17 protein-coding genes and 1 pseudogene are annotated in these 18,201 nt (G+C 71.5%); 9 read left to right on the forward strand and 9 right to left on the reverse strand.

The features are described from left to right. Position 1: 1 nt before the first annotated feature. The 5 genes from QIS99_RS19430 to QIS99_RS19450 all read right to left on the reverse strand — a co-directional run bounded on the left by QIS99_RS19430 (position 2) and on the right by QIS99_RS19450 (position 5,845). On the reverse strand, positions 2 to 802 hold the full coding sequence (locus QIS99_RS19430; RefSeq protein ID WP_282514817.1) for an ABC transporter permease: 801 nt from the start codon (positions 800 to 802) through the stop codon (positions 2 to 4). Next, positions 802 to 1,725, reverse strand: coding sequence for an ABC transporter permease (locus tag QIS99_RS19435; RefSeq protein WP_282514818.1), 924 nt, complete (start codon positions 1,723 to 1,725; stop codon positions 802 to 804). The genes QIS99_RS19430 and QIS99_RS19435 overlap by 1 nt, the downstream gene beginning before the upstream one ends. After that, positions 1,722 to 2,891: an ABC transporter ATP-binding protein gene (locus QIS99_RS19440; RefSeq protein ID WP_282514819.1), complete on the reverse strand. Its 1,170-nt coding sequence runs from the start codon at positions 2,889 to 2,891 to the stop codon at positions 1,722 to 1,724. The genes QIS99_RS19435 and QIS99_RS19440 overlap by 4 nt, the downstream gene beginning before the upstream one ends. 46 nt (positions 2,892 to 2,937) lie before the next feature. After that, complete coding sequence (locus QIS99_RS19445; RefSeq protein ID WP_282514820.1) at positions 2,938 to 4,188, reverse strand: polyamine ABC transporter substrate-binding protein; 1,251 nt, start codon at positions 4,186 to 4,188, stop codon at positions 2,938 to 2,940. A gap of 88 nt (positions 4,189 to 4,276) precedes the next feature. After that, positions 4,277 to 5,845: a gamma-aminobutyraldehyde dehydrogenase gene (locus tag QIS99_RS19450; protein ID WP_282514821.1), complete on the reverse strand. Its 1,569-nt coding sequence runs from the start codon at positions 5,843 to 5,845 to the stop codon at positions 4,277 to 4,279. A gap of 178 nt (positions 5,846 to 6,023) precedes the next feature. On the opposite strand from QIS99_RS19450, the gene QIS99_RS19455 reads away from it, so the two are divergent. Then, on the forward strand, positions 6,024 to 6,596 hold the full coding sequence (locus QIS99_RS19455) for an NADAR family protein (protein ID WP_282514822.1): 573 nt from the start codon (positions 6,024 to 6,026) through the stop codon (positions 6,594 to 6,596). Positions 6,597 to 6,670: 74 nt separating this feature from the next. Here QIS99_RS19455 and QIS99_RS19460 read toward each other — a convergent pair whose 3' ends face one another. Beyond that, on the reverse strand, positions 6,671 to 7,555 hold the full coding sequence (locus QIS99_RS19460) for a DUF4190 domain-containing protein (RefSeq protein WP_282514823.1): 885 nt from the start codon (positions 7,553 to 7,555) through the stop codon (positions 6,671 to 6,673). Between the two features lie 142 nt (positions 7,556 to 7,697). Between QIS99_RS19460 and QIS99_RS19465 the strand changes: the two genes are divergently transcribed. From QIS99_RS19465 to QIS99_RS19475, 3 genes are all read left to right on the forward strand, one after another. Next, positions 7,698 to 8,729, forward strand: a complete 1,032-nt coding sequence (locus tag QIS99_RS19465; protein ID WP_282514824.1) for an adenosine deaminase — start codon at positions 7,698 to 7,700, stop codon at positions 8,727 to 8,729. Positions 8,730 to 8,794: 65 nt separating this feature from the next. Beyond that, positions 8,795 to 9,487, forward strand: coding sequence for a glycerophosphodiester phosphodiesterase (locus tag QIS99_RS19470; RefSeq protein ID WP_282514825.1), 693 nt, complete (start codon positions 8,795 to 8,797; stop codon positions 9,485 to 9,487). A gap of 253 nt (positions 9,488 to 9,740) precedes the next feature. Further along, complete coding sequence (locus tag QIS99_RS19475; protein ID WP_282514826.1) at positions 9,741 to 10,685, forward strand: ADP-ribosylglycohydrolase family protein; 945 nt, start codon at positions 9,741 to 9,743, stop codon at positions 10,683 to 10,685. Here QIS99_RS19475 and QIS99_RS19480 read toward each other — a convergent pair. Next, positions 10,675 to 10,947 (reverse strand): annotated as a pseudogene (locus QIS99_RS19480) (twin-arginine translocation signal domain-containing protein); the annotation flags it as partial. The gene QIS99_RS19475 and the pseudogene QIS99_RS19480 overlap by 11 nt on opposite strands. Positions 10,948 to 11,036: 89 nt before the next feature. Next, positions 11,037 to 12,473 carry a gamma-aminobutyraldehyde dehydrogenase gene (locus QIS99_RS19485; protein ID WP_282514827.1) on the reverse strand — a complete coding sequence of 479 codons (1,437 nt, stop codon included), beginning with the start codon at positions 12,471 to 12,473 and terminating at the stop codon, positions 11,037 to 11,039. A 234-nt stretch (positions 12,474 to 12,707) separates the two neighbouring features. On the opposite strand from QIS99_RS19485, the gene QIS99_RS19490 reads away from it, so the two are divergent. The 5 genes from QIS99_RS19490 to QIS99_RS19510 all read left to right on the forward strand — a co-directional run bounded on the left by QIS99_RS19490 (position 12,708) and on the right by QIS99_RS19510 (position 17,266). Next, entirely contained in the window at positions 12,708 to 13,199 is a 492-nt protein-coding gene (locus QIS99_RS19490; protein WP_282514828.1) for an Lrp/AsnC family transcriptional regulator, read from the forward strand. Continuing rightward, positions 13,184 to 14,563: an aspartate aminotransferase family protein gene (locus QIS99_RS19495; protein WP_282514829.1), complete on the forward strand. Its 1,380-nt coding sequence runs from the start codon at positions 13,184 to 13,186 to the stop codon at positions 14,561 to 14,563. Before QIS99_RS19490 ends, QIS99_RS19495 begins: the two co-directional genes overlap by 16 nt. Positions 14,564 to 14,780: 217 nt before the next feature. Next, entirely contained in the window at positions 14,781 to 15,515 is a 735-nt protein-coding gene (locus tag QIS99_RS19500) for an ABC transporter ATP-binding protein (RefSeq protein WP_282514830.1), read from the forward strand. Then, positions 15,497 to 16,684: a hypothetical protein gene (locus QIS99_RS19505; protein ID WP_282514831.1), complete on the forward strand. Its 1,188-nt coding sequence runs from the start codon at positions 15,497 to 15,499 to the stop codon at positions 16,682 to 16,684. The genes QIS99_RS19500 and QIS99_RS19505 overlap by 19 nt, the downstream gene beginning before the upstream one ends. A 162-nt stretch (positions 16,685 to 16,846) precedes the next feature. Next, positions 16,847 to 17,266, forward strand: a complete 420-nt coding sequence (locus tag QIS99_RS19510) for a VOC family protein (protein ID WP_282514832.1) — start codon at positions 16,847 to 16,849, stop codon at positions 17,264 to 17,266. Positions 17,267 to 17,381: 115 nt separating this feature from the next. Here QIS99_RS19510 and QIS99_RS19515 read toward each other — a convergent pair whose 3' ends face one another. Next, complete coding sequence (locus QIS99_RS19515) at positions 17,382 to 18,149, reverse strand: hypothetical protein (RefSeq protein WP_282514833.1); 768 nt, start codon at positions 18,147 to 18,149, stop codon at positions 17,382 to 17,384. Positions 18,150 to 18,201: the final 52 nt, after the last annotated feature.

Here is an 18,201-nt window from a genome sequence, read left to right on the forward strand (position 1 = left end):
GTCAAGCAGCTTGCTTCTTGCGCCGGTTGCCGAGCAGCATTCCGGCCAGGACGCAGATCACGGCCACGGCGAACATCGCCGTACCGATGACGTTGATCTGCACGGGGGTGCCGCGCTGCGCCGAGCCCCAGACGAACATCGGGAAGGTCACGGTCGAGCCGGCGTTGAAGTTGGTGATGATGAAATCGTCGAAGGAGAGCGCGAAGGCGAGCAGCCCGCCCGCCGCGATGCCCGGCGCCGCGATCGGCAGCGTCACCCGTACGAAGGTCTGCACGGGTCCCGCGTACAGGTCGCGGGCGGCCTCCTCAAGGCGCGGGTCCATCGACATCACGCGGGCCTTGACCGCCGTCACGACGAAGCTCAGGCAGAACATGATGTGCGCGATGAGGATGGTCCAGAAGCCGAGCTGTGCGCCCATGTTGAGGAAGAGCGTGAGCAGCGAGGCGGCCATGACGACCTCGGGCATCGCCATCGGCAGGAAGATCAGCGAGTTGATCGCGCCGCGCGCCCGGAACCGGTACCGGACGAGCGCGAAGGCGATCAGCGTGCCGAGCGCGGTCGCGCCGAGCGTCGCCCACAGCGCGATCTGCAGCGAAAGCGCGAGCGAACCGCACAGGTCGGCGACGCCGCAGGGGTCCCGCCAGGCGTGCGTGGAGAACTCCTGCCAGGCGTAGTTGAAGCGGCCCTTGGGCTTGTTGAACGAGAAGACCAGGACGACCAGGTTCGGCAGGATCAGGAAGACCAGCGTCAACAGGCCGGCGAGGACGACGAGATGGCGCCGCAGCCAGAGAAGGAGTGCCATCAGACCAGGTCCTCCGTCCCGGACTTGCGGATGTAGAAGGTGACCATCAGGAGGATCGCCGCCATGAGGATGAAGGAGAGCGCGGCCGCCGTCGGGTAGTCGAGGACGGTGAGGAACTGCGACTGGATGACGTTGCCGATCATCTTCTCGCTGGTGGAACCGAGGAGTTGGGCGTTGACGTAGTCGCCGCTCGCCGGGATGAAGGTGAGCAGCGTGCCCGAGACGACCCCCGGCATGGACAGCGGGAACGTCACCCGCCGGAAGGTGGTGGCGGGCCGCGCGTACAGGTCGCCGGCCGCCTCGTGCAGCCGTGGGTCGATCCGCTCCAGGGAGGTGTAGAGCGGCAGGATCATGAACGGCAGGAAGTTGTACGTGAGTCCGCAGACCACGGCCAGCGGGGTGGCGAGGACCCGGTCGCCCTCGGTCATGCCGAGCCAGCTGGTGACGTCCAGGACGTGCAGCGCGTTGAGGGCGCCGACCACCGGGCCGCCGTCGGCGAGGATCGTCTTCCAGGCGAGCGTACGGATCAGGAAGCTGGTGAAGAACGGCGCGATCACCAGGATGAGCAGCAGGTTCCGCCAGCGGCCCGCGCGGAACGCGATCAGGTACGCCAGCGGATAGCCGAGCAGCAGGCAGAAGACGGTGGCGAGTCCCGCGTACAGGAGGGACTTGAGGAACTGCGGCCAGTACTCGGCGAGCGCGTCCCAGTAGGTCGCGAAGTGCCAGGTGACCTTGTATCCGTCCGCAAGGGACCCGGTCTGCACGGAGGTCGAGGCCTGGTAGACCATCGGCAGCGCGAAGAAGACGAGCAGCCAGAGGATGCCGGGGAGCAGCAGCCAGTACGGGGTGAGCTTGCGGCGTCTGCGTGGAGCCCGCGTCTGTGGCTCGGGGGCGGCGGGCGGCGCCTCGGTGAGCGTCGTCATGCGGCCACCCCTTCGCCGGCGTCCGTCTCGACCTTCTCCACGCCCGCGTCGATGGCCTGCGCGGCGTCCAGGCCGAAGGTGTGCTCGGGGTTCCAGTGCAGGACGACCTCGGCGCCGGGGGCGAGCCGGCCGTCCCGCTCGACGTTCTGCACGTACACCTCCAGGCCCTCGCAGACCGGGGAGTCGATGACGTACTGCGTGGAGACGCCGATGAAACTGGTGGCGGTCACGCGGCCGGTGAGGCGGTTGCGGCCGTCCGGGATCTCCCCCGCGTCGTCGGCGTGCGCGAGCGAGATCTTCTCCGGGCGGATGCCGACCAGCGCCTTTCCGCCGGTGGTGGTCGGGGCGGAGCAGCGCGCGGCGGGCAGGGACAGCTTGCCGTCCCCGGCCTTGAGGGCGAGGGTGCCGCCGTTCTGCGCGGCGATCTCGGCCTCGATCAGGTTGGAGCTGCCGAGGAAGTTGGCGACGAACGTGGTGCGCGGGTTCTCGTACAGGTCGGCGGGGGCGCCGAGCTGTTCGACGCGGCCCGCGTTCATCACGGCGACCTGGTCGGCCATCGTCATGGCCTCCTCCTGGTCGTGGGTGACGTGCACGAAGGTGATGCCGACCTCGGTCTGGATGCGCTTCAGCTCCAGCTGCATCTGGCGGCGCAGCTTGAGGTCGAGGGCGCCGAGCGGCTCGTCGAGGAGCAGCACGCGCGGGTGGTTGATCAGGGCGCGGGCCACGGCGACGCGCTGCTGCTGGCCGCCGGAGAGCTGGTGCGGCTTGTGCTTCGCCTTGTCGCCGAGTTGGACCAGGTCGAGCATCTCGCCGACCTGCTTCTTCACCGACTTGATGCCGCGCCGGCGCAGCCCGAAGGCGACGTTCTCCTGGATGTCGAGGTGCGGGAAGAGCGCGTACGACTGGAAGACGGTGTTCACCGGCCGCTTGTACGGGGGCAGCGCGGTGACGTCCTGCTCGCCGAGGTGGACCGTGCCGGTGGTGGGCTCCTCAAGTCCTGCGATCATGCGGAGCGTTGTGGTCTTGCCGCAGCCGGAGGCGCCGAGGAGGGCGAAGAACGAGCCCTCGGGGATGGTCAGGTCCAGCGGGTGCACGGCGGTGAAGGCGCCGTAGGTCTTGCCGATGCCAAAGAGGCGGACGTCGCCGCGCGTCGTGTCGTCAGTCATGGGTTCCTACCGGAGAGTCGAAGAGTTGCAGGGCCTCGGGTCGCGGTCACGCGCCGGTGAGCTTGGCGAACTTGGCCTCGTACGCGGTCTCTTCCTTCGGGCTGAGCGCGCGGAAGCTGTTCGACTTCTCGGACATCTCCTTGTCCGGGACGATCAGCGGGTCGTTCGCCGCCTCCTCGGAGATCTTGGCGAGCTCTTCCTTCACTCCGTCGACCGGGCACACGTAGTTGATCCACGCGGCGAGTTCGGCGGCGATCTCCGGCTGGTAGTAGTGGTCGATCAGCCGTTCCGCGTTCTCCTTGTGGCGCGCCTTGTTGGGCACGAGGAGGACGTCGGTGCCGGTGATGTAGCCGCTGTCCGGGATGTGGAACCTGACGTCCGGGTTGTCGGCCTGGAGCTGGACGATGTCTCCGGCCCAGGCGAGGCAGGCGGCGAGGTCGCCCTTGGTCAGGTCGGACGTGTAGTCGTTGCCGGTGAAGCGGCGGATCTGGCGTTTGTCGACGGCCTTCTGCAGCCGTGCGGCGGCCGCGTCGAAGTCGTCGGTGGTGAACTTCGCCGGGTCCTTGCCCATGTCGAGCATGGTCATGCCCATGGTGTCGCGCATCTCGGAGAGGAGGCCGACCCTGCCCTTGAGCTTCGGGTCGTCGAGCAGCTGCGAGACCGAGGTGACCTCCCGGCCGCCGGTCGCCTTGATGTTGTACGCGACGACCACGGCGATGCCGGCCCACGGGTAGGTGTAGGCCCGGCCCGGGTCCCACTCCACCTCGCGGAACTGCGGGGCCAGGTTGGCGTACGCGTGCGGCAGGTTGGCGACGTCGAGCTTCTGCGCCCAGCCGAAGCGGATCAGCCGGGCGGCGAGCCAGTCGGTGACGCAGATCAGGTCGCGGCCGGTGTCCTGGCCTGCGGCGAGCTGCGGTTTGATCTTGCCGAAGAACTCGTTGTTGTCGTTGACGTCCTCGGCGTACTCGACCTTGATGCCGGTCCGTTTCGTGAACGCCTCCAGGGTGGGGCGGCGGGTCTTGTCGTTCTCGGCGACGTCGATGTACTGCGTCCAGTTGGAGAAGTTGACGCGCTTCTCCTTGTCCGAGAAGTCCTCGGACCCGCCGTCGCCCTCGCTCCGGGCGGCGGGCGGGATGCCGCAGCCCGCGAGGGTGCCGAGGCCGCCGAGGGCGAGCGCGCCTCCGCCGCCGGCCCGCAGCAGGCTCCGTCGGCCGATGGCCGACCTGCCGTTGCTCAGGCTGCGCCGCATCGCGGCGAGCTGGACCGGGGACAGGCTGTCGGACGTGAACTGATCCATACGCGTGGTGCCCTTTCGGGAAGGCCTGAGAGGAGGGCGCGGCGGCCGGAGGGGGAACCGGCCGCCGCGCGGGAAGGGGGCGCGGTGGTCAGGCGCGGTCCCCGAAGACCGTGCGGTGCCAGTCCTTCCTGGCGACCGCGGTGTTGTCGTACATCACGTGCTTGATCTGCGTGTACTCCTCGAAGGAGTACGCCGACATGTCCTTGCCGAAGCCGGACGCCTTGTAGCCGCCGTGCGGCAGCTCGCTGAGGATCGGGATGTGGTCGTTGATCCACACGCAGCCCGCCTGGATGGCGCGGGTCGCGAGGCCCGCCCGGAACACGTCCCGGGTCCAGGCGGAGGCGGCAAGGCCGTACGGGGTGTCGTTGGCCAGCCGGATGCCCTCCTCGTCGGAGTCGAAGGGCAGCACGACCAGGACGGGCCCGAAGATCTCGGACTGCACGATCTCGCTGTCCTGCGCGGCGTCGGCGACGAGGGTCGGCCGGTAGTACGCGCCCTCCGCGAGGCCGTCGCTCTTCGGGGCCTCGCCGCCGGTGACGATGCGGGCGTAGCCGCGGGCCCGGTCGACGAAGGCGGCGACGCGGTCGCGCTGGGCGTGCGAGATCAGCGGGCCGAGGTCGGTGGACTCCTCGAAGGGGTCGCCGAGCCGCACGGTCGCCATGAGGTCGGCGACGCCGCTCACGAAGGCGTCGTACAGCGGCCGTTGGACATACGCGCGGGTCGCGGCGGTGCAGTCCTGGCCGGTGTTGATGAGTGCCCCGGCGACCGCGCCGTGCACGGCGGCCTCCAGGTCGGCGTCGTCGAACACCACGAACGGGGCCTTGCCGCCGAGTTCGAGGTGCAGCCGCTTGACCGTGCTGGTGGCGATCTCGGCGACGCGCTTGCCGACGGCGGTGGACCCGGTGAAGGAGGTCATCGCGACGTCCGGGTGCCCGACGAGGTGTTCGCCCGCCTCCCGCCCCGCGCCCGAGACGACGTTCACGACCCCGTCCGGAATGCCCGCCTCCGTGGCGGCCTCGGCGAACAACAGCGAGGTGAACGGGGTCAGTTCGGCGGGCTTCAGGACGATCGTGTTGCCCGCGGCGATCGCCGGGAGCACCTTCCAGGCGGCCATCTGGAGCGGGTAGTTCCAGGGCGCGATGGACCCGACGACGCCGATGGGTTCCCGGCGTACGTACGAGGTGTGGTCGGCGGAGTACTCCCCCGCGGACTGCCCCTGGAGGTGCCGGGCCGCGCCCGCGAAGAACGCGGTGTTGTCGATGCTGCCGGGGACGTCGAACTCGCGGCTGAGCTTGATCGGCTTGCCGCACTGCAGCGACTCGGCCTGCGCGAACTCCTCGGCCCGTGCGGCCAGGACGTCCGCGAAGCGGTGCAGGGCGTCGGAGCGCTCGCCCGGGGTGGCGCCGGACCAGCCCGGGAAGGCCTCGGCGGCCGAGGCGACGGCGGCGTCCACGTCGGCGGCGCCGGCCAGCTCGTAGTCGTACACCTCCTTGGCGGTGGCCGGGTCGACGACGGCGTGCCTGCGCCCCGAGGCACCGGGGACGAGCCGCCCGCCGATGTACTGCGCCCCGTCCGCGAAGCGGTTCCGTGCGGGGAAGGGGGTGGAGTGGGTCTCGCTGTTGCTGGTGGTGCTGCTGGTGTTGCCGATGTCGCCCATCACGCGCTCTTCCGTAGCTCCAGCTCGAATTGACTGCCGATCCTGACAGAGGGACCACGCCTCGCCAAGGGATTCCGTTGTTTCCTTTTGGTTACGCGACGGAATCGGTCGACCAGGTGTCGAGTCACCTCGAATACTCAGGGACGGATTGTCAGTGGCGGGTGCCAGACTCGCATGCATGAACGAGGGGAACGCTCAGGCGGCGAACACACAGGTGGCCCGGTTGGCGGAGCGGATCGCGCGCGGGGAGCGGGTGAAGTTCCTGCCCTTCTGGGGCCACGCACCGCGCAAGGACGGCCGCATAGGCGCGAGTTGCCTCAGCCAGTGGTGGAAGGCGCCGTTCACGGTGGACGGCGTGGAGTACGCGACGGCGGAGCACTGGATGATGGCGGCGAAGGCCCGCCTCTTCGAGGACGCGGAGGCCGAGCGCAAGGCACTCACGGCGACCTCTCCCGCCGCGGCGAAGAAGGCGGGCCGCCTGGTCCGCGGCTTCGACGAACAGCGGTGGCAGCGCGAGCGGTTCGGCATCGTCGTCGAGGGCAGCGTCCACAAGTTCGCGGCCCACGAGGAGCTGCGGGAGTTCCTGGTGGGTACGGGTGAGCGGGTCCTGGTCGAGGCCAGCCCGGTGGACCGCATCTGGGGCACAGGCCTCGCGGCGGACGACCCCGGCGCCGAGGACCCGTCCCGCTGGCGCGGCTCCAACCTGCTGGGTTTTGCGCTGATGGAGGCTCGGGGGCAGTTGCGGGGGTAGGAATCCCGCCGCAGACGGGGCCGGAGTTCGGCTGAACTCCGGCCCCCGGGACGGGACTTCGCTCCGCGTCGCCGTCAGTCGGCCGCCCGTGCGTCCAGGACCCGGGACGCCGAGATGCCGTCGTACGGGTTCGGGTCGTTGGACGAGTCGTTCGCGGCCGCCACGATCACCACGACGAGGAAGACCACGCCGAGCACCAGGCCGACGATGCCGCAGATCAGACCGGCCAGGGCCTGGCCCGGGTTCGTGGCCTCGCCGCGGCCGGCCTTGGCCCGGCCGATCGCACCGAAGATGATCGCGAGGATGCCGAGGAGGATCGCGACCGGCCAGAGGCAGAAGATCGCCGCGGCGATGATGCCGAGCACAAGCGACGTGACACCCATGCCGTTGCTCGGCTGCATCGGCACCTGCGACCAGCCGTACCCGGCGGAGCCGGAGCCGTACCCCGGATAGCCCGGGTAGCCGGGCTGCCCCGGGGCGGGCGCACCGACGGGCGCGCCGTACGGCGACGCAGGCGCCTGCCCCGGCCCCTCGGGCGAGACCGGCGGCGGGGGCACCGCGTCACCGCCGCCCGCCGGGTAGCCGTAGCCCGGCGCGGGCGGCGCCTGCCACGGGTCCGCGGGAGCAGCCGCCCGCGTGCCGTCCTGGCCCGCGCCCGGCATCGACGCCACCGTGTTCTGGTCGTGCACCGAACCCCCGCGCCCGGCGCCGTCCGCGGGCGGCGCCCACGGGTCCCGCGGCACCGCTTCGGGCTCGGGTCCCTGCTTGCCGAGCGACACTTCCGGCTTGCTCAGCGATACTTCCGGCGCTCCCGGCGCTCCCGGCGTGCCCGGCACTTCCGGCGCGGCGTCCGCAGACCGCTGCGCGGCATCCGCAGGCGGCGCTCCCTCGGCGGCCGGCGGCGCCCACGGGTCGCGCGACACGGGCTCGCCCGGCGTCTGCCGTGCTTCGTCGGACATTGGGCGATCCCCTCATTCGTACGTTCGGTCATGCTAAGGCCCAGGACCCGCCGAGCGGGCGGCCTCCTACGATGATCCCCGATCCACCGATCAGCCGATCATCCGCGCCCCTGAAGAGGCGCCGTTCCCGGGGAGGAACCCGATGTCCGATCTGCCCGCCTTCATCGCCGGTCTGCCGAAGGCCGAACTGCACGTCCACCACGTCGGCTCCGCCTCCCCGCGCATCGTCGCCGAACTCGCGGCCCGGCACCCGGACTCGAAGGTCCCGACCGACCCGGAGGCGCTCGCGGACTACTTCACGTTCACGGACTTCGCGCACTTCGTCGAGGTGTACCTGTCGGTGGTCGACCTGATCCGCACCCCCGAGGACATCCGGCTGCTCACGTACGAGGTGGCCCGGGACATGGCGCGCCAGCAGATCCGGTACGCGGAGCTGACCGTCACGCCGTTCAGCTCGACCCGCCGCGGTATCGACCCGCGGGCGTTCATGGACGCGATCGAGGACGCCCGCAAGGCCGCCGAGGCCGAGTTCGGGACGGTGCTCCGCTGGTGCTTCGACATCCCCGGCGAGGCCGGGCTCGAATCCGCCGAGGAGACCGTCCGGCTCGCCACCGACGACCGGCTGCGCCCGGAGGGCCTGGTGTCGTTCGGCCTCGGCGGGCCCGAAGTCGGCGTGCCGCGCCCGCAGTTCAAGCCGTACTTCGACCGGGCGATCGCCGCGGGCCTGCACAGCGTGCCGCACGCGGGCGAGACCACCGGGCCCCAGACCGTCTGGGACGCGCTGACCGAGCTGCGCGCCGAGCGCATCGGGCACGGCACGAGCTCCGCCCAGGACCCGGCGCTCCTGCGCCACCTGGCCGAGCACCGCATCCCGCTGGAGGTCTGCCCGACCTCCAACATCGCGACCCGCGCCGTCCTCGACCTGGACGAGCACCCGGTCAGGCAGATGGTCGCGGCCGGGGTGCTCGTCACCATCAACTCCGACGACCCGCCGATGTTCGGCACCGACCTCAACAGCGAGTACGGCGTCGCCGCCCGCCTCCTCGACCTGGACGAGCGGGGCCTCGCCGAGCTCGCCAGGAACGCCGTCACCGCGTCCTTCCTGGACGACAGCGGCAAGGCGAAGCTCACCGCGGAGATCGACACGTACACGGCGAACTGGCTCGCCCGGTAAGGGCAGTAGGTGACGGGGGACCCTCCCGGCTCGCCCCGGTGATCACGACTGGCGACAATGGGCACATGCAGACCCTCACCGCCGTGGCCCACCGGGGCGACCCGTACCGGGCCCGGGAGAACACCCTGCCGTCGCTGCGTTCCGCGTTCGCCGCGGGCGCGGACGCCGTGGAGACCGACGTACGGCTGACGCGCGACGGCGTGCCCGTGCTGCTGCACGACGAGACGCTGAGCCGCCTCTGGGGCCACGACCGTCCGCTCGCGCAGCTGTCCGCGGCGGAGGTGCGCGGCCTCACCGGCGGCGGGGTCCCCACCCTCGCCGAGGCCCTGGCCGCGACGCCCGGCCGCCGCCTGCTGCTCGACCTGCCGGGCGCCTCCGCGCAGGCGGCCCGCACGGTCGTCGGCACCGTGCACGACTGCGGTGCCGCCGAGCGCGTCTCGTACTGCGCGGGCCCGCGGACGATGGCCCGGGTCCGCGAGGCCGACCCGGCGGCGGAGCTCGCCCTGACCTGGACGACACTCGCCCCGGTCCGCCCGGCGGTCATCGAGGAGTTGCGCCCGCGCTGGCTCAACTACCGCTTCGGGCTGCTGAGCCGGGACCTGGTCGCCCGCATCCACAGGGACGGCCTGCTCGTCTCCGCCTGGACCCCGGACACCCGCCGCACGATGCGCCGCCTGCTCGATCTCGGCGTGGACGCGATCACCACGAACCGCGTGGACGTCCTGCTCACCCTGCGCACGCAGGCGGCCCGCACCTGATCCCCTGCGGGCCGGACCCCGGACAACACCCTTGCGGATACGGGTAGTTGAGCTGGTCTTCCCTGAGGGGTGCGAGCCACCTCCCGGCCGACGATCCGGCGCACCGGCGGTACGTGGGACACGGCCGCCGTGCGCCGGACGCGCCCCGCGCCTCGCACCCCGCAATCCGCAATCCGCAATCCGCAATCCGCAATCCGCAATCCGCCGGAAAACTCCCTCGCCGCCCGCCCCTCCGCCCCGTGATACTGCCCGGATGGTCGATCTGCCTGCCCTCAGCCTGCCTGCCCCCGCGTGGGACTCCCTCTCCGGGCTCGCCTTCGGTGATGCCTTCGGTGACCGGTGGTTCGGGATCCTGCGGCGTGCGGGTCCGGCCGCGCTGGAGGCGCGGGTCCTGCCGCCCGAGCCGCTGTGGCGGTGGAGCGACGACACCGCCCAAGCGCTCGTGCTCGTACGGGAGCTCGCCGAGGGCGAGGGCCGCGTCGACCAGGACCGGCTGGCCCGCTGCCTCGCCGAGGCCTACGCCGACGACCCGTACCGCGGCTACGGCGCCTCGATGCACGACGTGCTGCGTCGGATCGGCGCGGGCGAGCCCTGGCGGGACGTGGTCGGCGGGCAGTTCGGCGGCCAGGGTTCCTGGGGGAACGGCGCGGCCATGCGGGTGGCCCCGCTCGGCGCCTGGCTCGCCGACGACCTCGACGCGGTCGCCGCACGGGCCGCCGCGCAGAGCGCCGTCTCGCATCACCACCCGGAAGCGGTCGGCGGGGCGGTGGCAGTCGCCGTGGCCGCGGCGCTCGCCGCCCGGAGCCGGGGCGAGGCGGCCCCGGCTCGGCGGGATTTCCTTCAGGCCGTCGCCGAGCGGCTGCCCGTCGGGGACGTCCGGTCCGGGGTGCGGACCGCGGCCCGGCTGCCGGAGCGCGCCTCGGTCCGGCACGCCGCTCAGGTCCTGGGCTCCGGCTACCGGATGTCGGGCCCTGACACCGTCCCGTACGCCCTGTGGTGCGCCGCGGGCCACCTGGACGATCTGCACGAGGGCCTGTGGTCGACCGTCGGCGGGCGCGGTGACATCGACACCACGTGCGCGATCGCGGGCGGGGTCATCGCCGCCCGCACGGGCACCGCCGGACTCCCACCCGCCTGGCACTCGGCCCGCGAACCACTGCCGCACCAGATCCTCGGCACGCCCGTCCGTGATCGCTGATCTCCTCGGTGTACGTGACGGAGATCCCGGTGCGCTCGCGGAACGCGTCGAGGATGGGGCGGCGGGAGGCGTCCTCGTCGTCGGTGTCGATGTAGAGCGGCCAGTTGGCGAACGTGAGCGTCTTGTCGCGGGCGGACCGGTCGGGCGCGGCCCGCTCGCCGGGGCCGATCCGGGCGGAGGGCACCCCGCATCCGGCGAGCGTGCCGGCCAGCCCGGCGGCGCCGAGCCCCTTGAGCAACGTACGACGTGAATGAACGGCCATACGGACAGCCTCACTTGACGCGGACGCGGCGGGCAATGGACACCCTGTCCACTGCCCGCCGCGTCCGTGGTTCACAACGTCGGCAGCGCTCAGCCGAGCGACGTCATCACGTGCTTGACGCGCGTGTAGTCGTCGAAGCCGTACGCCGAGAGGTCCTTGCCGTAGCCGGACTTCTTGAAGCCGCCGTGCGGCATCTCCGCGACCAGCGGGATGTGGGTGTTGATCCACACGCAGCCGAAGTCGAGGACCTTGGACATGCGCATCGCGCGCGCGTGGTCCTTGGTCCACACCGAGGAGGCGAGGGCGTACTCGACGCCGTTCGCGTACGCGACGGCCTGGTCCTCGTCCGTGAAGGACTGGACGGTGATGACGGGGCCGAAGACCTCGTTCTGGACGATCTCGTCGTCCTGCTTGAGGCCGGAGACGACGGTCGGCGCGTAGAAGTAGCCCTTGTCGCCGACGCGCCGGCCGCCCGCCTCGACCTTGGCGTGCGCGGGCAGCCGGTCGATGAAGCCCTCGACCTGCGCGAGCTGGTTGGGGTTGTTCAGCGGGCCGAAGAGGACGTCCTCGTCGTCGGGCATGCCGGTCTTGGTGTCGGCTGCGGCCTTGGCGAGGGCGGTGACGAACTCGTCGTGCACGGACTCGTGGACGAGGACGCGGGTCGCGGCCGTGCAGTCCTGGCCGGCGTTGAAGAAGCCCGCCTCGGAGATGCCGGAGACGGCCGCGGGGATGTCGGCGTCCTCGAAGACCACGACGGGCGCCTTGCCGCCGAGCTCCAGGTGGACCCGCTTGAGGTCCTTGGCGGCGGACTCGGCGACCTGCATGCCGGCGCGCACGGAGCCGGTGATGGAGGCCATGGCCGGGGTGTTGTGCTCGACCATCATGCGGCCGGTCTCGCGGTCGCCGGAGACGACGTTGAAGACGCCCTTCGGCACGATCGAGCCGATGATCTCGGCCATCAGGACGGTCGACGCGGGGGTCGTGTCCGAGGGCTTGAGAACGACCGTGTTGCCCGCGGCCAGCGCCGGGGCGAACTTCCAGACGGCCATCATCATCGGGTAGTTCCACGGCGCGACCTGGGCGCAGACGCCGATCGGCTCGCGGCGGATGATGGAGGTCAGGCCCTCCATGTACTCGCCGGCGGAGCGGCCCTCCAGCATCCGGGCGGCGCCCGCGAAGAACCGGATCTGGTCGATCATCGCCGGGATCTCCTCGGAGCGGGTCAGCCCGATGGGCTTGCCGCAGTTCTCCGACTCGGCCGCGATGAGCTCCTCCTGGCGCTCCTCGAAGGCGTCGGCGATCTTGAGCAGCGCCTTCTGGCGCTCGGCGGGTACGAGGTCGCGCCAGGCCGGGAACGCCTGCTCGGCGGCGGCCATGGCGGCGTCGACGTCGGCCTGGCCGGACAGGGGTGCGGTGGCGTACGCCTCGCCGGTAGCCGGGTTGACCACCTCGGTGGTCCGCCCGTCCGCGGCGTCCCGGAACTCCCCGTCGATGTAATTGCGCAGACGACGCAGCTCGGTGGTCACTGCGGCCTCCTAACCAGAGGGTTGGTCTTGAGCGGATCGGTCGGTGCCCCGGTGCCCCAGCGGAGCGTGATGTCCGGTGGGTGAGACACCCAGGGCTACCCTAACGTCCCGACCCACGCTTTCGACATACCCAACGCTCCACAACTACGAAATCAGTGGGCTGAGACACTGACAACAACGAATTTCATCGGTTTGGACTTGCAAATCAGACGACACGTCGTGCACAGTGAGGACGTGGCCAGTCGAAGCGCAGACTCCCCCAGGACCGGAAACGGCTCTCCCTCCGTGGACGCCGTCTCCCTCGCCATCATCGAGCAGTTGCAGGAGGACGGGCGCCGCCCGTACGCCGCGATCGGCAAGGCCGTGGGCCTGTCCGAAGCGGCCGTACGACAGCGCGTCCAGAAGCTGCTCGACCAGGGCGTGATGCAGATCGTCGCCGTCACCGACCCGCTCACCGTGGGTTTCCGGCGGCAGGCGATGGTCGGCATCAACGTCGAGGGCGATACGGACCCGGTGGCGGAAGCGCTGACGGCGATGCCCGAAGTCGAGTACATCGTGATCACCGCCGGCTCCTTCGACCTGATGGTCGAGGTCGTCTGCGAGGACGACGACCAGCTGCTCGACGTGATCCAGAAACGCATCCGGACCCTCCCCGGCGTGCGCTCCACCGAGAGCTTCGTCTACCTCAAGCTCAAGAAGCAGACCTATATGTGGGGAACCCGATAGCCGTGAGCCAGGACCTCAGCCGAACCGCGTACGACCACCTGTGGATGCACTTCACCCGCATGTCCTCGTACGAGAACGCGCCCGTTCCCACCATCGTGCGTGGCGAGGGCACCTACATCTACGACGACCAGGGCAAGCGCTACCTCGACGGCCTCGCCGGCCTGTTCGTGGTCAACGCCGGCCACGGCCGCACCGAGCTCGCCGAGACCGCGTACAAGCAGGCGCAGGAACTCGCCTTCTTCCCGGTCTGGTCGTACGCCCACCCGAAGGCCGTGGAGCTCGCCGAGCGCCTCGCGAACTACGCGCCGGGTGACCTGAACAAGGTCTTCTTCACCACCGGCGGCGGCGAGGCCGTCGAGACCGCCTGGAAGCTGGCCAAGCAGTACTTCAAGCTGCAGGGCAAGCACACCAAGTACAAGGTCATCTCGCGTGCGGTCGCCTACCACGGCACCCCGCAGGGCGCCCTGTCGATCACCGGCCTGCCGGGCCTGAAGGCCCCGTTCGAGCCGCTGGTCCCCGGTGCGCACAAGGTGCCGAACACCAACATTTACCGCGCCCCGATCCACGGCGACGACCCGGAGGCCTTCGGCCGCTGGGCCGCCGACCAGATCGAGCAGCAGATCCTCTTCGAGGGCCCCGAGACCGTCGCGGCCGTCTTCCTGGAGCCGGTGCAGAACGCCGGCGGCTGCTTCCCGCCGCCGCCCGGGTACTTCCAGCGCGTGCGCGAGATCTGCGACCAGTACGACGTGCTGCTCGTCTCGGACGAGACGATCTGCGCCTTCGGCCGCCTGGGCACGATGTTCGCCTGCGACAAGTTCGGCTACGTGCCGGACATGATCACCTGCGCCAAGGGCATGACCTCGGGCTACTCCCCGATCGGTGCCTGCATCGTCTCGGACCGCCTGGCGGAGCCGTTCTACAAGGGTGACAACACCTTCCTGCACGGCTACACCTTCGGCGGCCACCCGGTCTCCTCGGCCGTGGCGCTCTCCAACTTCGACATCTTCGAGCGCGAGGGCCTGAACAAGCACGTCCTGGACAACGAGGGCAACTTCTTCAACACCCTCAGCAAGCTGCACGACCTGCCGATCGTCGGCGACGTCCGCGGCAACGGCTTCTTCTACGGCATCGAGCTCGTGAAGGACAAGGCCACCAAGGAGTCCTTCAACGACGAGGAGACGGAGCGCGTCCTGTACGGCTTCCTCTCCAAGGCGCTGTACGACAACGGCCTGTACTGCCGTGCCGACGACCGTGGCGACCCGGTCATCCAGCTGGCACCGCCGCTGATCGCCGACCAGTCGACGTTCGACGAGATCGAGCAGATCCTGCGGAACGTCCTCACGGAGGCGTGGACCAAGCTGTAAAGCCCACGCGCGCCGCGCACCACCCCACGGCCCGGGTGCCCCGTTCGAGTGAGAACGCGTGCCCCCGGGCCGTGTGCTGTCCTTATTGTCCCCATATGTCCCTACGGTTCCTGTGACCGATCGGCCCAGTGCCTCGTTCCCCCGTACGGGGGACGGCACCGCACGGTTCCCCGTGCGCCTTCCACGCCCTTCGTAAACCGAACCGAGGTGTATCGCCATGGTGGCCCCACCGGACAACGACGTGCTGTGGGCACGCACCCTGCACGTCTCGCGCGGCGGCACCCCCGCCCTCACCGGCATCTCCGTCGGCGTGCGCGAGCAGGAGATCCTCGCCGTCGGCGGCCCGCGCGGCAGCGGCAAGACGACGCTGCTGCGGTGCCTCTCCGGTCAGCTCGTCGCACAGCAGGGCGAGGTCTGGTTCAACTCCGCCCCCGTACACACCATGGGCCCGCTGGTCCGCGAACGGCTGCGCCGCGACAAGTTCGGCTGGATCGACCCGCAGCCGCGCCTCGTCCCCGAACTCACCGCCTGGGAGAACGCCGCCCTGCCGCTGCTGCTGCACGGCGCCGGCCACCGCCCCGCCCGCAAGGCCGCCCTGGAGTGGCTGGACCGGCTCGACATCGGCCACCTCGCCCGCAAGCGCCCGCACGCCCTCAGCCACGCGGAACGCCAACGCGTCGCCGTGGCCCGGGCGTTGGTCAACGAGCCGACCGTCCTGTTCGCCGACGAACCCACCGCCCCCCTGCACGCCGCCGACCGCGCCCACGTCCTGCGCACCCTCACCACGGCGGCCCGCTCGCACGGCATCACCGTCGTCCTCGCCACCCACGACGCCGGCGTCGCGGCCTACGCCGACCGCAGCGTCAGCCTCCTGGACGGCCGCCTCGTCAACACCGTCCGGCTGCCCGCGGACGCCGAGGCGGAAGGCGCGGCGTGCTCGCTCTCCGTCTAGCCCGCGGCGCCCACCCGCTCGTCCTGCTGCGCCGGCTCGCCGTCGCCGCCGCCTCCGCCGGCACCGGCTTCCTGCTGCTGTGCGCCCTCGGGTACGCGCTCGGCCACCCGCAGACCGCCGGCTCGTCCGCGCTGCGCCTCGCCTGGTGCGTGGTGCCGCTCGCCGCGACCGTGCAATTCGCGGTGGCGGTCGCCCGTACCGACCCGGCGACCCGGCCGCGCGCCGCGCTCTTCGCGGCCGGCCTCGGACCGGCCCGCCTGATGCTGCTCTCCGCGATCAACACGGCGATCTCCTGCACCCTCGGTTCGATGCTGGCGCTGCTGTTCTTCCTGCACCTGCGCGGCGACATCCGCGGCCTCCCGCTGGACGGCGCCGCCGCCGAACTCCTCGGTGCGGGACGGCCGTTGCCGCTCGCCGCCGTCGGCACGCTGCTGCTGACCGTCCCGGTCGCCGGCACCGTCGCGGGCGCCCTCGCGCTGCGCCCTCGTACGGTCAAGTCCGGCCGGACTCCGGCTTTGGCCCCGGAGAGCACCGGTCCCGCCGACGACGAGCCCGCGCCGCCGATGCCGCAGCCCGCCGGGCTCCCCTGGGGCGTGGCCCTGATGGCAGTCGGCCTGGCGGTGGAGACGTACGCGGCGCGCGAGACGGCCACCGGCTTCCCGCTGCCCGGCCGGCTCGCCTCGTCCTCCGCGGCCGTGCTCGGCGGCTGGGCGATCACCGCGCTCGGCCTCACCCTCGCCGGGCCCGCGCTCACCTACCTGTGCGGCACGCTGCTGCAGTCGGCCAGGCCCGGCGCCGCCCGGCTGCTCGCGGGGCGCGCCCTGCAGGAGGAGTCGCGCCGCATCGGCCGGCCGCTCGGCGTGCTGTGCGCGGTCGCCGCCGCCGGACTCGCCGCCCTCCAGCTCTACGGCGGCGCCGCGCCGCGCATCGGACCGCTGACGGTGCTCGGCGGCGTTCTGGTCGGCGGGTGCGCGGTCCTCACCCTCGCCACCGCGGCGGTCGAGGCCCGCCAGTCCCGCGCCGACACCACCACCGCCCTGCTGCAGCTCGGCGCGCCGGTCTCGCTCCTGCGCGGCGCCGCCGGTCTGCGCGCGCTGGCGCTGCTCGCCGTGTTCTCCCCGCTCACCTGGCTGGTCGGCACGCTCGCGTCGGCCCCGCTCAGCGGCTAGGGCCCGTCTCCCCGGTCCTTGCGGATCAGCCTGCGAAAAACCTTCCCCAAATCCGGTGGCCCACCGATGAGTTCCGCACGCCGGTCCGGTCTCCCCTGTTACGGCACGTCACGTACGGCGGGCCGGCACGGAGACCGACCCTCACACCTCACGGAGCCCCACATGGCCGCGCGCCCGCACCAGCAGATGGTCTTCATCAATCTCGCCGTCAAGGACGTCGAGCTGTCGAAGAAGTTCTTCAGCGAGGTCGGCTACGCACTCAACCCGCAGTTCTGCGACGACGAGACCGCCTGCGTCACCGTCAGCGACGCCATCGTCCTCATGCTCCTCCAGGAGGAGAAGTTCGCCCGCTTCACGGTGCAGCCGGTCGCGGACTCCACCCGGTCCACGGAGGCCCTGATCTGCCTGAGCGCGGAGAGCCGCCGCCAGGTCGACGAGCTGGCCGACCGCGCCCTCGCCGCGGGCGGCTCCCCCGCGGGCGAGCCGAGCGACATGGGCTTCATGTACGGCCGCTCCTTCCTCGACCCGGACGGCCATCACTTCGAGGTCCTGTGGATGGACCAGAGCGCCGTGCAGGGCTGAGCTCCGCCGCCGCTCCCCGAACCCCGGCGCGCACGCGGCGCCGGACGGCCCCGGCACGCCGAAGGGCCCGCGCCGTCCGTCGGGACGGTGCGGGCCCTTCTCGTACGTACGGGACTCAGCGGCGGGAACCGGTGAGCCGGGCGATGCCCCAGCCCGCGCCGGCGGCGAGGACGAGGCCGAGGAGCGCGAGCATCCCGGAGCCGGCGTCCGGGCCCCACCAGGCCTGGGCGGGGAAGAACGGCATCTCGCGCAGCAGGAAGGTCGGGCTGCTGCCCGGGGTGTCCAGGTACAGGGCCACGAAGGCGTTGGTGCTGCCGAAGAACGCGCCCAGCGCGCCGATGATGCCTGCGGAGACATGCGCACCGTTGCTGCGCCGCCCGACGAGCCCGGCGACCGCACCGACGGCGGCGCCGTTGAGCAACGCGTGGCCGTAGTACAGGGCGTAGCCCGCGGCCTCGTCGGTCAGGCTCTTGTACGAGGCGAAGATGACGACCACGTAGATCAGCGAGATCACGAACGAGACGAGCAGGCCGAGGAAGAACGCGCCGACCGGGCTGCCCGGCGAGCCCGTCCGCTGGGGCGGGTACGGCATCGGGCCGCCCTGAAACTGCGGCGGCGCGGGCGGCTGCCCGGGAAAGCCCTGCGGCGGCATGCCCTGCGGGGGCACACCCTGCGGGGGCATGCCCTGGGGCGGGCCCTGCGGCATGCCCTGCGGCGGGCCGGGCGGCGGTCCTGCGGGCGCGCCCGGCGGCGGGCCCGCGGGCGGCTGCGGGGGCATGGGCGGGGGCGCGCCGGCCCCGGCCCCGGGCGACTGTGCGTACGGGTTGCCGCCGTCCGGCTGGGGCGGCTGCGGCTGAGAGGCGGGTTGCCAGGGCTGGCTCATTGGTCCCCCGGGAAGGAGTGAAGACTGAGGGTCCAAGTTATCAACGCGGTCA

Source organism: Streptomyces solicavernae (assembly GCF_029968095.1).
Taxonomy (GTDB): Bacteria; Actinomycetota; Actinomycetes; order Streptomycetales; family Streptomycetaceae; genus Streptomyces; species Streptomyces solicavernae.

What these genes read in the sequence shown, in the direction of transcription:
- QIS99_RS19430 (WP_282514817.1), bottom strand. Translation starts at nt 802, where the DNA reads ATGGCACTCCTTCTCTGGCTGCGGCGCCATCTCGTCGTCCTCGCCGGC.
- QIS99_RS19435 (WP_282514818.1), bottom strand. Translation starts at nt 1,725, where the DNA reads ATGACGACGCTCACCGAGGCGCCGCCCGCCGCCCCCGAGCCACAGACG.
- QIS99_RS19440 (WP_282514819.1), bottom strand. Translation starts at nt 2,891, where the DNA reads ATGACTGACGACACGACGCGCGGCGACGTCCGCCTCTTTGGCATCGGC.
- QIS99_RS19445 (WP_282514820.1), bottom strand. Translation starts at nt 4,188, where the DNA reads ATGGATCAGTTCACGTCCGACAGCCTGTCCCCGGTCCAGCTCGCCGCG.
- QIS99_RS19450 (WP_282514821.1), bottom strand. Translation starts at nt 5,845, where the DNA reads ATGGGCGACATCGGCAACACCAGCAGCACCACCAGCAACAGCGAGACC.
- QIS99_RS19455 (WP_282514822.1), top strand. Translation starts at nt 6,024, where the DNA reads ATGAACGAGGGGAACGCTCAGGCGGCGAACACACAGGTGGCCCGGTTG.
- QIS99_RS19460 (WP_282514823.1), bottom strand. Translation starts at nt 7,555, where the DNA reads ATGTCCGACGAAGCACGGCAGACGCCGGGCGAGCCCGTGTCGCGCGAC.
- QIS99_RS19465 (WP_282514824.1), top strand. Translation starts at nt 7,698, where the DNA reads ATGTCCGATCTGCCCGCCTTCATCGCCGGTCTGCCGAAGGCCGAACTG.
- QIS99_RS19470 (WP_282514825.1), top strand. Translation starts at nt 8,795, where the DNA reads ATGCAGACCCTCACCGCCGTGGCCCACCGGGGCGACCCGTACCGGGCC.
- QIS99_RS19475 (WP_282514826.1), top strand. Translation starts at nt 9,741, where the DNA reads ATGGTCGATCTGCCTGCCCTCAGCCTGCCTGCCCCCGCGTGGGACTCC.
- QIS99_RS19500 (WP_282514830.1), top strand. Translation starts at nt 14,781, where the DNA reads ATGGTGGCCCCACCGGACAACGACGTGCTGTGGGCACGCACCCTGCAC.
- QIS99_RS19510 (WP_282514832.1), top strand. Translation starts at nt 16,847, where the DNA reads ATGGCCGCGCGCCCGCACCAGCAGATGGTCTTCATCAATCTCGCCGTC.
- QIS99_RS19515 (WP_282514833.1), bottom strand. Translation starts at nt 18,149, where the DNA reads ATGAGCCAGCCCTGGCAACCCGCCTCTCAGCCGCAGCCGCCCCAGCCG.